This is a genomic window from Dysgonomonas sp. PF1-14 (assembly GCF_029892965.1).
GTDB lineage: Bacteria > Bacteroidota > Bacteroidia > Bacteroidales > Dysgonomonadaceae > Dysgonomonas.
This window is the reverse complement of sequence record NZ_JARXWN010000007.1, coordinates 24,613-40,104: the sequence shown is the minus strand read 5'-3', so window position 1 is coordinate 40,104 and position 15,492 is coordinate 24,613. Positions and strand designations below refer to the sequence as shown.

Genomic DNA, 15,492 nt, shown 5'->3' with positions numbered 1-15,492 from the left:
CTATTATCTTTCGTCAAAAAAATCTGCGGCTTTCTGGCTCAGGTCATGTGCCCCTTTTCTGGCTTTGTCGGCAAAATCATCAACCTTGTCTACCAGTTTGTCTGTATAGCTCTGTGTCTGCTTCGATACATTGCTGAACAATCCTCTTGCCTTATCAAGAAAGTCCTCTGATTTTCCTTTGAAGAACTTTTCCCAGTCTATATCCAAGCCTTCCTTATCCATATAGTCTTTCACTACAGATACGCTCTTTATAGCCTGATCTTGTGTAAGTCCGGCTTCATCCTGAAGTTTTTTTATCAAGTCTTCCATAATCTAGGTGTTTATAGTAATCATTACCAATATAGAACAAATAGCTTGCCGAAAAGTTTGTAATCTAAAAAAGAGAGCCTATCTGACTCTCTTTCTGGATATTATCAAATATCTTCCTTAGAAACGAAATCCCAGAGCTACTGCCAGATTACGATTCTTCATAATACTTCCTTCGTTCGAAACATTATGTAAGCCGTACTCATAGGTGAGGTTGATAGTAAATATATCGTAGATAGCTCCCACTCTGGCATAAGCCCCATAGTCGAGACGTTTCCACATCCTTTTGGAGAATGTATCTATTTCTGTTTCAACGATGGCACTAGTATAGGGTGTACCATTCAGTGTGATTACTGTATATTCTTCAATCTTGTGATCACCTTTAAATCCGTATGCTGCATATCCCCCTGCATTTATATTGAGGGCAAAACTACGTGTGAGGTAGACCTCGTATCCGATACCTAAAGGAACTTGTATATAATTTGCAACTGTATTGCGCATTGTATATTCTGTAGTTGTCTGGCCGGCAGCCTTATCCTCTTCGTAAACCTCAATATCCTGCCTTAGCCCTTTCTTTGCTACAAAGAAACCTGTTTGCACCTGAAAGTTACTGATTAACTTAAAGTTAACGTTAGTTCCTATAAGAAAACCTATTTTGGGCTTCTTATACATATTGGCGCCTTCTATATCCATTTCGGCAAAGTTGAGACCGAATACAAAGTCGGACGTAATTCTTCTCTTCTGGGCTTTTAGTTCAGATCCGGATGAAATAACGATCAGGACGCAAGTGGAAATAAGTATTTTTAATAATGTATTCATAAAGCTGGTATAGTAGTGCAAAGTTATAATAATTAATGATATTTTAAGCTAAACATACGGTTTTCCTCGAAAATTTCGTTCGCTACATCCATTATCTGTTCCGATGTAACGGACTCTATTCTGCCGAAAGTTTCCTCAAGCGTATTGAAATGGTTATAGTGTAGAAAGCTTTTACCTAGCGATAAAGCAACATTTTCATGATGATCATTCATTACGCCGATCTGTCCGATAAGCTGTTTCTTTGCCATCGACAGTTGGGTAGTAGTAAGCTTTTCGTTCTTCAGTCTCCTTAGTTCTTTATGTACCAGTTCTATACACTTGTCGGCATTCTTTTTATCGCAGCCGAAGTAAATGGTAAATATACCTGAGTCTGTATATAACGTAAAAGAAGAATCGACATTATACACATAGCCTCTCTTTTCGCGCAAAGACACATTCAGCCTGCTATTCATACCCGGCCCTCCCAATATATTATTCAGCAGATGCAGTATGTTCCGGTCAGGTTGGTGCAGAGAGTAAGAGCGGCAGCCTATCACTGCATGCGACTGCGTGGTATTCCTGTTATCCGTCCTGCTCACCGGAGTTATTATTTCCGGAGCTTTTCGTTCTTGTATTGTTCTTCCCGATTGTATTGTCTGGAGATATTTTTCGGCATAATACACTATCTTCTTAAAGTCTGTATTGCCCATAGAAAAAAAGACCATATTGGATGGTATATAATACCGCTTTACAAACTCTTTTGCCTTCTGTGTATCGAAAGCAGACAGCATATCCGGTTCACCCAATATATTGTGTCCTATCTGCGAATTGTGAAATACAAGATTTTCAAACTCATCGAATATCAGTTCCGATGGACTGTCTTCGTACGAGTGTATTTCATCTATTATCACTTCTATCTCTTTCTCTATCTCAGTCTGAGGAAAAGAAGAATGAAATACCAGATCGGATAAAAGCTCGAAAGCTCGCTCGAAATGTTGTTCGAGGAATACAGAATAAATTACAGTCTCTTCCTTGTTAGTATAGGCATTCAGTTCTCCACCCACATTCTCCATCCTGTTGATAATGTGATGCGAACGGCGTTTCTGTGTACCTTTAAAGAGCATGTGCTCAATAAAATGAGCCATTCCAAATTCGCCTGCTGCCTCATCCCTTGTACCGGCATTGACAATGAATCCGCAATAAGACACATTTCCCTGCATGGGTTTGTGTACAATACGAAGCCCGTTACCTAATGTATGTGAGTAGTAATTTATCATTTCTTCATATAATGTGCCCGCTCATCGGCACTCAGTTTCTCTATCGAATAACGCAGCATGGTGCGAGGCATCACTTTGTGATATTTGTCGAGAAATCCGGTCAGGGCTTCCATGTCCTTTTTCCCGGTTTCCCTGAGCATCCAGCCAATAGCTTTGTGCATCAGGTCGTGCTTGTGATTCAGCAACTTTTCTGACAATGCCAGTATGTCTTTATGATCGTTTCTCCGTATAAAGGCAAACGTTGCAATGACTGCTATACGCTGATCCCACAGCAGAGAACTTTCGGCCAGTCGGTAAAGATCAGAACGCTCTTTATCTACAAGGTATTCGCCGACAATGTCTTTCGCACTGAGGTCGACCAGATCCCAATTATTGATACGGTCTGTTTTCGAGAGATAAAAGTCATATATATCTTTCCGTTCATCCTCTTTTGCTTTCTTGAACCGTTCGACTAATATCAGCAAAGCACATAGGCGGCATTCATGGTACTCATTATCCAGTAATTTGGTTAATTCGTCGAACGAAATGCTTTTGTGCTTTTTTGCAACCTTTCGGGTATCAGGTACTACCACTCCCAGAAATTTGTCGCCTTCGCCATATTGCCCTTTTCCCGTCTTGAAGAAATAAGGCAGGTATTCTTTCTTTTCGGGTGTGGAATATGTTTCCAGCTCCTTTTGTATGTCCTTTGCTGTTATCATATTTCGGTGCCAATGATTAAATTAATCCGTTCGGAAAAGGTGACAATCAACAATTGCCGAAACGAAAGCGAGGCAAAAGTAACACATTTGCAGTAAACGGTCAACAGTTAGTAGTTAACAATAAATGCAAAAGGTAACAAAGGTAACACAATTGTATATTTTTATACCTGCTACATTTTAACTAAAACCTGACAAACTTGACTTAAAAGTGACTTCGCCTCTTATGTTTTTTTATCTACTCTTATATATGACTATTTATTCTTTATTGATATAGCTTTTGTGTTCATTCTGATCCGGTTCTTTCTGTGAAACCGCTGTTTTCTACTCTATCGATAAATCAGATTTTGCTTTATGCTTTTATTTGAACTCTATATTTGATAATCTTTTGTACTTTTGTCGTATAAACATCTAAAGCAAAAACATCATTCAATGCATAAATCAGGATTTGTAAATATTGTAGGCAATCCGAACGTCGGAAAATCAACACTGATGAACTTATTGGTGGGCGAAAAAGTATCGATCATCACATCGAAGGCTCAGACTACCCGCCACCGTATATTGGGTATTGTAAATACCGAAGATTATCAGATCGTGTATTCGGATACACCGGGTGTATTGCGTCCTAATTATAAATTGCAGGAGTCGATGTTGAATTTCTCCGAATCGGCGCTGAGCGATGCCGATGTATTGCTTTATATGACGGATGTGGTAGAGAAGACTGCCAAGAATGAAGAATTTCTGAGTAAGGTGCAACGTGTGGATGTTCCTGTATTGCTGCTTATCAACAAGATAGACCAGACGAACCAGCAGGATTTGGAAACCCTTGTAGCACAATGGAAAGAACTGCTGCCTAAAGCAGAGATATATCCTATTTCGGCATTGAACAAGTTTAATGTAGATGTAGTAAAGCGGCGTATAATCGACCTTATACCCGAATCACCTCCTTATTTTGAAAAAGATGCTTTGACTGACCGTCCTGCCCGTTTTTTCGTAACCGAAATTATCCGCGAAAAAATACTTCTCTATTATCAGAAAGAAGTACCTTATGCAGTAGAGGTTGTGGTCGAAGAATTTAAGGAAGAAGAAAAAATTATAAATATCAGAGCGCTTATCATAGTCGAACGCGATACACAGAAAGGAATTATTATCGGACATCAGGGGGCTGCCCTGAAAAAACTGGGCACAATGGCTCGTAAAGACATTGAACGCTTTTTCAATAAAAAGATATTCCTCCAGATATTCGTTAAAGTAGAAAAAGACTGGCGCAGCCGCGATAATATACTTCGCCAGTTCGGGTATCGTCTGGATTGACAGCGTGAAGTAATGCTATCATATTTTTATAAAAAAGCGAATATTATCAGTATAACCAATAATATTCGCCCTTTATGATCTTTCAGAAGATAATTATTTCTCTTCTATATTGAATCCTACAGATTTCAGGTCGTCCCAATAGCGCGGGTAAGACTTAGTCACTACTTTCGGGTGAGCTATGTTTATATCTTTCAGTTTTATGGCAGCCGGAGCAAAGGCCATAGCCATACGATGATCTTCGTAGGTTTTTATGACAGGATTGGCTTCCGGTTCACATCTTTCACCATCCCATTCCAGTATGCTGTTTTCGCTATCTCTGATCACGTAACCCAGTTTTTTCATTTCAGCCTTTAGCGCTTCTATTCTGTCAGTTTCTTTTATTTTCAGCGTTTGCAGTCCTGTAAACAGGAAAGGTATATTCATCAGGCAGCAGGTAACAACAAATGTCTGCGCCAGATCGGGCTCATTCACAAAGTTATGGAACAGCTTTTTAGTCCTGTTGTTTGTTTTGGTGATAATCACACCGTCCTGAGTATATTCTGTAGACACCCCCAGATCGACAAACAGTTCTGCTGTTTTTGAATCACCTTGCATACTGTTTTTAAACAATCCTTTCAGTTCTATATGCGCTTCATCAGCCAATGCAGCCATTTCGTACCAGTATGAAGCTGCCGACCAGTCCGATTCTACCTTATAGTGTGTCGGTTTATACTCTTCAGGATGTATCTTTATAACATTGCCATCCCAGTGTGTTTTTACTCCATACTGAGCCATCATGCCCAGAGTAAGTTTGATGTATGGTATAGAAATCACATTACCTTCGAGGTGGATTGTAAGTCCTTTGCTCATGGTAGGAGCTATCATCAGCAATGCCGATATGAACTGCGAACTGACATCACCCGATAAGTAGATATCGCCTCCTGTAATCGAAGTACCTTTTATCCTCAATGGCGGATAGCCTACTTTTCCCAGATATTCGATACGTGCGCCGAGCGATATCAGTGCATCTACCAGTATATGTATGGGGCGTTCCTTCATGCGTTCGGTTCCGGTAATGATCCATTCGCCGGGTGTAATGGACAGGAATGCCGTCAGAAAACGCATCGAAGTACCGGCTGCCTTTACATCTATCATACTGTTACCCGACTCGAAGGCATCTACCATGACATTGGTATCGTCGCAATCGGAAAGATTTTCTATATCGAAAGATGTAAAGCTGAGAGCATTCAGTATAAGAGCCCTGTTGCTGATGCTCTTAGAAGCAGGGAGCTGTATAATAGATTTTATGGTTTGAGGTGCTGTTACTTTATATTGCATAAAATTAAAATTAAGAATGAATAATGAAAAATTAAGAACAGAGAGGAATGAGTTACAAGCCTCATATTCTTAATTCTTCATTCATAATTTATAACTTATAATTCCCTTATCACCCTGTATTACGCATTCCTGCGGCAATGCCGGATATAGTGATCATCAGTGCCAGTTCCAGTTCCGACGAGTGTTCCCCCTCCTGTCTTGTCCTGTGCAGCAATTCTACCTGCAACAGGTTCAACGGATTGGTATAAATATTACGCATGGCAATATTTTCAGCCACATCGGGTAACCCTTCCATCAGATATTCGTCTTGCGAAATCTGCAATATCGTTTTAATATCATTTCCCAACTGATCTCTTAGCTTTTTGCCCAAAGGAAGCAGCTTATCATCTACCAGACGGTCGTCATAATATTGAGCCATGCGCGAATCGGCTTTGGCAAATACCATTTCGAGCATACTGATGCGTGTGCCGAAGAATGGCCAGTTCTGGTACATCTCTTTCAGTACGTCCATCTTATCATTGTTGATAGCCTCTTGTAGCGCCTGTCCCGCACCCAGCCATGCAGGGAGCATCAGACGATTCTGAGTCCACCCGAAAATCCAAGGAATAGCGCGTAGACTCTCCACACCTCCATTCGGACGGCGTTTTGCCGGGCGTGAGCCTAATGGCAGACGGGCAAGTTCAGCCTCCGGCGTTGCCTGATAAAAATATGGTATGAAATCAGGATCGTGACGTACAATTCCCTGATAGATATTACACGAAACGTCGGACAACTTATCCATGAGGTCTCTCCATTCCTGTTTTGGTGCAGGAGGAGGCAGCAGGTTTGCTTCCAGTATGGCATCGGTGTACAGCGATAATGTTTTGATAGCCAGATCGGGTAATCCGAGTTTGAAGCGTATCATTTCCCCTTGTTCGGTAACACGCAGCCCACTCTTGAGTGAGCCCGGAGGTTGTGAGAACAAAGCTACTTTAGCAGGGCCGCCGCCGCGTCCTACAGTTCCGCCACGACCATGAAACAGTGTAAGGGCAATTCCTGCATCCTGACAGGTCTTGATCAGAGCTTCCTGCGCAGTGTACTGAGCCCATCCGGCAGCTAGGGAACCGGCGTCTTTTGCAGAGTCGGAATACCCTATCATTATCATTTGTTTATTCTTTATAATACCTTTGTACCAGCTTATATTGAACAGTTCCTGCATAATACCATTGGAATTATTAAGGTCGTTCAGTGTTTCAAACAAAGGCGTTACAGGTAGTGTATAAGGACATTCAGCCTCTTTCAGCAGCAGATATACAGCCAGAATATCCGACGGTGTACGTGTCATCGAGATCACATAGGTAGGAATAGCACCTTCTTGTGTTTCTGCTATTACCCTGCATGTATCCAGTACCTCTTTAGTCTGAGGGCTTGGCTCCCAGTTGTGAGGAACGAGCGGACGCTTCGAATTCAATTCTTTGATAAGGAACGCTTGTTTCTCGTCTTCCGACCAGGCCTCATAGTCTCCTAACCCCAGATAGCGTGTGATTTCAGATATAGCTTCGGTATGAATAGTACTTTCCTGACGGATATCTATTTGCACCAGATTGAGCCCGAAGCAACGCACCCTACGCATGGTATCGAGCAGTTTATCGTCTGCTATTATGCCCATATTGCAGGCTACAAGCGACTTGTAAGCCTCGTGTAGTGGTTCCCAAAGCTGGTCGTTGTGCGTAAGTATATCTTCGGTCAGTTCCGGATTTTTTCCATCTATGCGGGCATCCAGATAGACTTGTGTCTTACGGAGCTTTTCGCGTAGCCTTTTCATCAATTCGCGATAAGGCTCTTGTATGTCGAAGTCGTTTATATAATTTCTGAATTCGCTGGTACATGCAGCCATCGACAATTCCTTTACAAGTATTTCAATGTCAGCAAGGAACAGTTTTACAGCCCTTTTGCGACTGTCGAGTAATACATTGTGCGTTACTTTCGATGTCACATTCGGGTTGCCATCCCTATCGCCACCCATCCACGACGAAAAGTGTATAGGACGTGCATCTATCGGCAGCCTGTATGGTATGGTGTTGCGTATCTGTTCATCCAGTTCGCGTAAATAAGCCGGAACTGCCAGCCACAGGCTGTTCTCAATAGCATCGTAGCCCCATTTTGCCTCTTCGTTCGGAGTAGGACGGTTCTGACGGATTTCATCGGTGTACCAGTATTGAGCAATGAGCTGTTTCAGTCTTTGCAGTATCTGTACTTTCTGATATTCGGCCAAATCATCGTGATCTAATAGGCCCAGACAATGGTCTACCTGATTCAGATTGTTGATCAGCGATCGTCTGTTGATCTCGGTAGGGTGTGCAGTGAGTACCAGATCGATAGATATTTTTTCTATCTCTTTAATGATGACTTTATCACTGAGGTTTGCAGCTTTCAGCTTGCTGTATATTTCGGGAAAATTTACAGGGTTTTCTGCGCCTTGCGCATGAGGAGAAACACTGTTGTACTGTTCTGCCGTATTTGTCAGATTCAGAAACTGATTGAAAGACCTTGCCACCGGCAAAAACTCTTCGTCTTTCAGGTTCTTCATCTTTTCTACAAGTTGTTTGTGAGCCTCTATATCTCCTGTGTGCGAGGCTTTAGAAAGCCTGCGGATTGTTTCTATGAGGTCGACCATATCCTGCCCTTTAGCTTCACTTATGGTTTTACCCAACAGGTCGCCAAGCAGCTTGATATTGTTGTGCATCAAAGATTGTTGCAAATTATTCATATATAGATAGTTCTTTTTACAGGATAGATGCAACCCGCACGTCTTCCGATCGGCAGGTTGCATTCTCCGTTATTATTTATGAAATGTATTTAGTGTTTTATGTTGAACGTTAAAAAACAACTAAATGTTCATCTGTAAAAAAGTTTGTCACTCATTGATAAGCGTGAACAGCTCTTCTGCTGCCAGACGCGGGCCGTCTTTGCTTTGTCCGTCTATAGCCAGCGAAGTGTGTACTTCGCCAATCTTTACTCCGTTCTTTTCCATATCAGTGAAATACTCTCTGATCAGTCTTCCGGCTACTTCCGGTTCCTGTACAGGCCCGAACGGATTTGCGAAATAAGATGTAACAAGGCCTTTTTCGGTAGTAGTACCTTTTGCTTTGCGGGCTCCGGCTTCAAATACAGTGATGGCTTCGTCCAGATTGTCGAAGAATTTGATCTTCTGGTCTGTTTCCGTATAGTTATTTGCATAAAGGAAATAATCTACTTTATAGCCTTTCATGATAACGTCGTAAGTAGCCGCAGGAATGGTTATACGTGCATTAATCTTATCAGGGTTGGTATAAATTCCTCTTTCGAGCTGCTGGAAGGCATACATAGGGTCGAGGTCGTCGATGCGGACAAATGCACCGATTTCTGTTCCATAGCCTTTTATTGAGCCGTCTTCTTCTTTTTTGAGGTACCCCATATCGTCGAAGATGATACGCATATGACGGATATATTTTTCATTCAGCGTACGGAAGGCTTCGAGACTCTCAGACTTACCGGCTCCACTGTCACCCATGATGATGATATTGGCTTCTTTTCCGTTCTTCAGCAATATGTTTACCATTGCACCGTGTATAGGCAGGCGGTCGTACTCCATTTGCTTAACATTGTGAAGTGTAAGCAACATTTTCTTCATGTAGCCGAAGTAGTCTATATCGTCACAATGGTTTGCATATCCGATAAGGATGTTGTTTACCTTGTCCTTGTAGTAGAATGTGCGTTTTTCTTCATGTCCGTCAGGATATCCGAATATATAGATGATATCGGGTTTTTTGCCGATATACTCGCTTTCTTTCGCTAATTCGAACAGATTGGAAAGGGCGAAGCCATGTACCATAAAGTCTTTGTGGAAATATACGAATGTGAGCATATTGCCTACCTTAGCAGGGAACAGGAACCAGTCGTCTTCGCTCAGTACAATATTTTCTATCGGATTTGTAGTATGCTCCTGAAATATGCCATCGCGTGTATTTCTTTTTGTGTATGAAATAAACGGCGGTTTGAACATAACAGCGGTAATGAACGGAATCGTAGTAAGCCCGTTGTACTCTACCGGACAATTCCAGTTGATATCGCTAAGGGTAAGAGCAGCATTGGCTCCGGCGGTAAGTTGGCGATATACTCTGTGCTGGTAACCTATCACAGTTTCTTCTACACGACGGTAGATCGACAACACCAATTCGTTAAACAACTCATTGGCTTGCATAAAACGTACGTTCTGCAAACCATTTCCGATAGAACTGTTGTGTACAATGGCATAACGTTCCAGCCTGCGCCAGAAGCTATATAATAATTCTATAAGTTCGATAAAGAGGTCTTTGTCGTTGAAGAATATCGAGTATTTGTTGTGAACATTCTGTACTTCGTCCGGATTCAATACAGTGAGTAGCTTGAATGCTTCTATCAGTGTTTTTTCAAACTCTTCATCGGTTTTGAATTCCTTGATATAATATTCATAAATGATAATCTCATTTTTCTTCAGTTTCTGAACGAAGACTTCAATTACACGACGGAAGCCGTAACTATCCAATATTTTCTGACGGGTATCGCAAAATTTTAGTGTGAAGTTAATTATTGCTTTTCCTTCGCTTAGCGTAAATTCTTGTAGCATTTCCGATTTTTTTTATTATTTATTAAATTTATTTCTTTCCAAATCCTCATAAAAAATCAACTCATAACATGTTTTTTGATAATAAATATCTCAAAAGCTATGAATTGAAACAACTTATCCAAACACACTTCGGATGTAGATAAAATCTACCTCCAAATTTACTGAATCTTGGCTATACATTTAAATGAATTGAGAACTAAATTTATAATAAATTGTAAATTAAAAGTAAGTTTTTGCTATTTAGTTGTTTCGCAGATGCTAAATATCTATTTATTTTTGATTTTATTCACATATACGGAATTCACATCTGCTGTGTAGAAATCTGTTTTGTTTGCAGGTAGCCCTGTAATACAAAAAGGCTGCACATCGCGTGCAACCTTTTCAGAATAGTGTTTAATTAAATATGGCTAGCTTTTGATATATTAACCCGTAGGCTGGTACTAGCCGCACCAGAGAGTTGTTATCGTAGCGGGTTTGTCAATTGATGATTCAGATTGTTTTACAGTTGATAAAAAGCAATATATATGCCATTGATAGCAATTGCTTTGCAGATAGTAATGCATTAACAATTTTATTGATCTGTAAATATTCATAAATATTTATATACTATAAGGATGGGGTTGATTATGTATTTTAACTGTCATATTGACGTGTATTCTTTATAGCTGTTAATCATGCGAGTCATTAAGTCTCGCTACTTAAATCATTCAATTTAATTAGTCACTTTAAGTATCGTTTTTTTTACTTACTACTTTTTTTCGATTAATTTAAGGGCAAAAGCACACATTAAATAGCTATAAATAAACTATTTAATATAAAACATGCTGAAAAACATATTCAAAAAATCATTAAATTGTAAAGTAGACATAGCAATTATTGCTATCTTTGCTGAGCAAAACAGCACATTTTGTCTGTTTTAATTATTATTTACATAAAAGAAAAATAGCCATGAGCCAGCACGAAGAACTAATCAACGACATTTATTTAGCGAGAAAACGCTTTGAAGATTCTCCTAAAGACACTCCGGTGGAAGAAATGAACAGGTTGTTGGATGAACTGGAAATAATGTCTATTAAGCTACGGGCATTGCATAACGAACATCGCAGGTTGTCCAATTAAAAGCATCATTTCCACACTTCCAAGAAAACATCAATCTAAAAAATAGCCTATGAAATAGCAGCAGGAATATTCCTGCTGCTATTTTATTTTACACTTTTAGACTATAATCGTTCTGCCTAAAGGTTACAGACAAAAATATTCGGCAAACTGCGTAGGGGCGTAATATCTTACGCCCGGAATAGTGAACCACATTTATTTTAAATTATAAAAAGCTTATTCCAGTGAAGTATTTGTGGTATATAAATGATATATACTAGCATCGGGCAAATGATAATTGGCTACCGCCGAACGTTGTTTCGCCCCTACAACACAAATACTACAATAAACAGTATTCATTACTTTAAATCCATAAAAATAAAATGTCACCTGTTTGTGGAATTTCTATCATTCTGACATCTATAGGGTAAAAAGGGGAATATTTTCGTTAAGCAGGCAAGCAGAAGCAAAATTTATTTTGATTATGCTGCTGCAAGAAAATAACTGACGAAGTCGAATATTAATAACAATTAAAAACTAACAGTCATGAAAAACTCAGTAAACTTAAATTCCTCAGAATGGTGTGATATTATTTTCGAAGGTAAAAATAAATCATATGGTGCATTTGAATTGCGTCAGTCGTCGTGGAAAAGACATCTTTGGGCATTTGGTATCGTACTTATAATTGTTGCATTCGTTGCCAGCCTTCCGGCTATTATCAGTACAGTAGCAGCAAATACAGGAGGTTACGATATCGACCGAAACGAGATATATAGCGTAATGGACGTGATCGACAACAGGGAAGAACAGGTAATAGAGCAACCCGAAATACCGGAGCCTCCGGTAGTGTACCGAAAAATGGAAAAATTCGTTGTTCCTACAATAGTAGATAAGAATGAGGTTACAAATGAAAACGAGATGGCGAGCATGACCGAATTACTCGAAAACAAAGAAGCTGTAATAGGTGCATTCACAGTTAAAGAAGGCTCTACAGATCCTGCTGCTGAACGCAAGATATTTGAACGCGAAGTAGTAGAAGGCAACGGTACAGGTGGTGCAGGCAAAACTGAAGACCCTCCGATCATATTTGCCGAACAAATGCCTCAATTTCCGGGTGGGGAAGCCGAAATGTACAGATATATAAAAGACAACCTGAAATATCCGATATCCGATCAGGAAATAGGTATAGAAGGAAAAGTTACTATACGCTTCGTTGTAAGCAAGACCGGCGAGATAGGCGACCTGCAATTGCTGAAAGGCGTGAGTGTAAACTGCGACAGGGAAGCAATGCGTGTGATAAAGAATATGCCGAAATGGATACCGGGCAGAAACAACGGAGAACCTGTAAAAGTTTACTTCACATTACCGATTGTATTCAAACTGAGTAAATAAACTGTAGAAAACACTAATCTGCTATCAGATCTCCAATCACACACACTAACGAGGAAGCCGCTCCAAAGAGCGGCTTTCCTTATTTTTTCATCGACAACTGTACCCTCTTGCGTGCCAGATCGACAGATAATACTTTTACCTCTACATGCTGATGAAGCGAAACTACTTCGGTAGGATCGGAGACAAAACGGTCTGCAAGTTCAGATATATGCACCAGTCCGTTCTCTTTGATGCCGACATCAACAAAGCAACCGAAGTTGGTTATATTGGTTACTATACCGGGTAGAATCATACCTTCGCGCAAGTCTTCGATGGTACGGATATTCGGATCGAACTCAAACATCTTGATACCTTTACGCGGGTCGCGCCCCGGTTTGTCCAGCTCTTCCATAATATCGTTCAATGTGGGCAGTCCGACAGTATCGGTCACATATTTTTGCAGATCGAGCGACTTTTTCAACTCTTTATTGGTTATCAGGTCTTTTACCGTACATTTAAGGTCTTTCGCCATCTTTTCTACTACATGATAACTCTCTGGGTGTACAGCCGAGTTATCAAGCGGATTGTCTGCATCGGCTATACGAAGGAATCCTGCACTTTGCTCGAATGCCTTTTCGCCCATACGAGCCACTTTCATCAGCTCCTTACGCGACTTGAAAGCACCATGCTCGGCTCGGTAATTTACTATATTCTGTGCTAACACAGGCCCTAAGCCCGAAACATAAGTCAACAAGTGTTTACTGGCTGTATTTACATTCACTCCTACAAGGTTTACACAACTTTCGACTGTCAGGTCAAGCGAATTTTTCAACTTATTCTGGTCTACATCGTGCTGGTACTGCCCTACCCCGATGGATTTAGGATCTATCTTTACCAACTCGGCCAACGGATCCATCAGACGGCGACCGATAGAGACTGCCCCTCTTACCGTCACATCATAATCGGGAAACTCTTCGCGTGCAATTTTTGATGCTGAGTAAATAGATGCTCCGTTTTCGCTCACTACAAATACTTTTACTTCTTTCTCGTAGCGCAGATTAGTAATGAACCGTTCTGTTTCGCGGCTTGCCGTACCATTACCTATTGCTATGGCATCTATATTGTAAGTAGATACAAGTTTTACAACTTTGTTTCCGGCTTTTGATGTCTCATTTTGTGGTGGATGCGGATAGATAGTCTCGTTATGTAACAGGTTCCCTTCAGCATCGAGGCATACAAGTTTACAGCCTGTACGGTAGCCGGGATCGATTCCCAATACCCGCTTTTGCCCTAGTGGTGCAGCAAGCAACAATTGGCGTAAATTCTCGATAAACACACGTATGGCTTCTTCATCGGCTTTTTCTTTCGATAAAGCGGCGAACTCCGTTTCGATAGATGGTTTTAACAGTCGTTTGTATGAATCTTCTATGGCATCCGCTACATAGTTAGTAGCTATGTTGTCATTGTCTCCTTTAAGGAAACGTTTGTCGAGTCGTTCCAAAGCCATGTCTTCATCGGGTGCGATATTTACCCTGAGTATTCCTTCCGATTCGCCCCTGCGTATAGCCAGAATACGATGTGACGAAGATTTACTCAGTTTTTCGGAAAAGTCAAAGTAATCGCGGTATTTATCGCCCTCTTCTTCTTTTCCTTTCACTACTTTAGCTGTAATGACAGCCTCTCTCTGAAATATATTACGGATAGAATTACGGGCATATTCGTCTTCATTGACCCATTCGGCAATAATGTCGCACGCTCCGGAAATGGCATCTTTTATATCTTTTACGTCCCCTTTGACATAGGCTTCTGCCTTGCCGTCTACATCACCCGGATGCTGTGCCATAATGAATTTTGCCAGTGGCTCCAATCCTTTCTTACGGGCTATCTCGGCACGAGTCTGCCGTTTCGGTTTGTAAGGCAGATAGATATCTTCGAGTTCGGAACTGTTCCAGCAGTTTTCGATACGTGTCTTTAGTTCGGGAGTCAGTTTCTCCTGTTCTTCTATCGATTTCAGAATGGTTTCCCTGCGTTTTACCAGTTCGTTAAGTTTGTCATTCTGTTCTTTGATAGCGCCGATCTGCACTTCATCTAATCCACCTGTCACTTCTTTACGGTAACGACTGATAAAGGGGATAGTTGCACCCGAATCGAGCAGCTCTATTGTTTTCTCTATTTGTGATGCTTTAATGTTTAAAGCAGATGATATAAGATTAATTATTGCCATTTCATTTTTCATTTATTTTTTCTCGCAAAGACGCAAAGGCGCAAAGAATAAATACCTATAATTTGACCTATGTGAATTCTTTATTATAAATTATTTACAATTCTCTTTATTCCATCTTTAATCAGGTTTTCATTAAAATTTATGAGTAAACCTAATTTCATTTCTGTAATTTTCAAATATGTTTGTAACTGCTTATAATGTACGGGAGAAACTTTCTCAATGGATTTCAATTCTACAATAACTTTATCTTCAACGATCAGATCGGTACGGAAACCTAAATCCATTTTTAATCCATCCCATACTACGGGCAATTCTTTTTGTCTTTCTACTTTCATATCTTGTATTGTTAATTCATAATACATGATTTCTTCATAAACGGACTCCAATAATCCAGGTCCTAATTCTGAATGTATACAATAAGCTGCATCCACAATGTATTTTGAAATCTCATTTTCTGTCATAACACAT

At 40.4% G+C, this 15,492-nt stretch carries 12 protein-coding genes; 3 read left to right on the top strand and 9 right to left on the bottom strand.

What is annotated here, in order from left to right; genetic code table 11:
* Window positions 1-3: 3 nt before the first annotated feature.
* The 4 genes from M2448_RS09920 to M2448_RS09905 form a co-directional block, all read right to left on the bottom strand.
* Window positions 4-309 carry a hypothetical protein gene (locus M2448_RS09920; RefSeq protein ID WP_280646133.1) on the bottom strand — a complete coding sequence of 102 codons (306 nt, stop codon included), beginning with the start codon at window positions 307-309 and terminating at the stop codon, window positions 4-6.
* Between the two features lie 117 nt (window positions 310-426).
* Window positions 427-1,125, bottom strand: a complete 699-nt coding sequence (locus M2448_RS09915) for a porin family protein (protein ID WP_280646134.1) — start codon at window positions 1,123-1,125, stop codon at window positions 427-429.
* Between the two features lie 32 nt (window positions 1,126-1,157).
* Window positions 1,158-2,381 carry a pitrilysin family protein gene (locus M2448_RS09910; RefSeq protein WP_280646135.1) on the bottom strand — a complete coding sequence of 408 codons (1,224 nt, stop codon included), beginning with the start codon at window positions 2,379-2,381 and terminating at the stop codon, window positions 1,158-1,160.
* Window positions 2,378-3,076, bottom strand: a complete 699-nt coding sequence (locus M2448_RS09905; protein ID WP_280646164.1) for a DNA alkylation repair protein — start codon at window positions 3,074-3,076, stop codon at window positions 2,378-2,380. Before M2448_RS09905 ends, M2448_RS09910 begins: the two co-directional genes overlap by 4 nt.
* Window positions 3,077-3,508: 432 nt before the next feature.
* On the opposite strand from M2448_RS09905, the gene era reads away from it, so the two are divergent.
* On the top strand, window positions 3,509-4,390 hold the full coding sequence (gene era / locus M2448_RS09900; protein ID WP_280646136.1) for a GTPase Era: 882 nt from the start codon (window positions 3,509-3,511) through the stop codon (window positions 4,388-4,390).
* A 93-nt stretch (window positions 4,391-4,483) separates the two neighbouring features.
* Here the strand turns inward: era and M2448_RS09895 are convergent, their stop codons facing one another.
* The 3 genes from M2448_RS09895 to M2448_RS09885 all read right to left on the bottom strand — a co-directional run bounded on the left by M2448_RS09895 (window position 4,484) and on the right by M2448_RS09885 (window position 10,334).
* Window positions 4,484-5,707, bottom strand: a complete 1,224-nt coding sequence (locus tag M2448_RS09895; protein WP_280646137.1) for a 3-phosphoshikimate 1-carboxyvinyltransferase — start codon at window positions 5,705-5,707, stop codon at window positions 4,484-4,486.
* Between the two features lie 109 nt (window positions 5,708-5,816).
* Window positions 5,817-8,456, bottom strand: coding sequence for a phosphoenolpyruvate carboxylase (ppc, locus tag M2448_RS09890; RefSeq protein WP_280646138.1), 2,640 nt, complete (start codon window positions 8,454-8,456; stop codon window positions 5,817-5,819).
* A 147-nt stretch (window positions 8,457-8,603) separates the two neighbouring features.
* The gene (locus M2448_RS09885; RefSeq protein WP_280646139.1) at window positions 8,604-10,334 is read right to left on the bottom strand and encodes a phosphoenolpyruvate carboxykinase; all 1,731 of its coding nucleotides are present in this window, start codon (window positions 10,332-10,334) and stop codon (window positions 8,604-8,606) included.
* Window positions 10,335-11,282: 948 nt separating this feature from the next.
* On the opposite strand from M2448_RS09885, the gene M2448_RS09880 reads away from it, so the two are divergent.
* Together M2448_RS09880 and M2448_RS09875 are read left to right on the top strand one after the other, a co-directional pair.
* Complete coding sequence (locus M2448_RS09880) at window positions 11,283-11,453, top strand: hypothetical protein (protein WP_280646140.1); 171 nt, start codon at window positions 11,283-11,285, stop codon at window positions 11,451-11,453.
* A gap of 522 nt (window positions 11,454-11,975) precedes the next feature.
* Window positions 11,976-12,821: an energy transducer TonB gene (locus tag M2448_RS09875; protein ID WP_280646141.1), complete on the top strand. Its 846-nt coding sequence runs from the start codon at window positions 11,976-11,978 to the stop codon at window positions 12,819-12,821.
* A 79-nt stretch (window positions 12,822-12,900) separates the two neighbouring features.
* Here M2448_RS09875 and M2448_RS09870 read toward each other — a convergent pair whose 3' ends face one another.
* Window positions 12,901-15,024 carry a Tex family protein gene (locus M2448_RS09870; protein ID WP_280646142.1) on the bottom strand — a complete coding sequence of 708 codons (2,124 nt, stop codon included), beginning with the start codon at window positions 15,022-15,024 and terminating at the stop codon, window positions 12,901-12,903.
* A gap of 83 nt (window positions 15,025-15,107) precedes the next feature.
* Complete coding sequence (locus tag M2448_RS09865; protein WP_280646143.1) at window positions 15,108-15,485, bottom strand: GxxExxY protein; 378 nt, start codon at window positions 15,483-15,485, stop codon at window positions 15,108-15,110.
* Window positions 15,486-15,492: the final 7 nt, after the last annotated feature.